This window comes from Halobacteriovorax vibrionivorans (assembly GCF_003346865.1).
In the GTDB taxonomy this organism is placed as follows: Bacteria; Bdellovibrionota; Bacteriovoracia; order Bacteriovoracales; family Bacteriovoracaceae; genus Halobacteriovorax_A; species Halobacteriovorax_A vibrionivorans.
The window spans coordinates 1-368 of the sequence record NZ_QDKL01000008.1 but is presented as its reverse complement, the minus strand read 5'-3'; the positions used below and the strand labels follow the sequence as shown (position 1 = coordinate 368).

General features: G+C 34.0%; 1 tRNA gene. It reads left to right on the top strand.

Going from position 1 to position 368, the window contains the following annotated elements:
- The first annotated feature begins 150 nt into the window (after positions 1-150).
- Positions 151-227, top strand: a tRNA-Ile gene (locus DAY19_RS15100).
- The last annotated feature ends 141 nt before the right edge of the window (positions 228-368 follow it).

The window sequence follows — 368 nt, the reverse complement described above, 5'->3', positions numbered from 1 at the left end:
AACCTGGGGCTGGATCACCTCCTTTTAAAGGATTTTTGTACGAACAAGTTGAAGCAGATAACAGTAGAAATTAAGTACATTATTCTGGTCAAACGTTTAAAACGAAATTGGATTTCTTTCTCATTTTTTATAAAAATACAAAATTATTTTGGGTTTGTAGCTCAGCTGGTTAGAGTACGTCCCTGATAAGGACGGGGTCGCTGGTTCGAGTCCAGCCAGACCCACCATTAATAATTTTAGATCTTTTACATTTAAATAACAGTATCAGATAGAAGACGAGAACTTAAAAGTAATACAAAACAAGACAAGTATATTGATTATACAAAACTTTTAGTTGGTTAGATAAAGCTACTAAGGGTATATGGTGG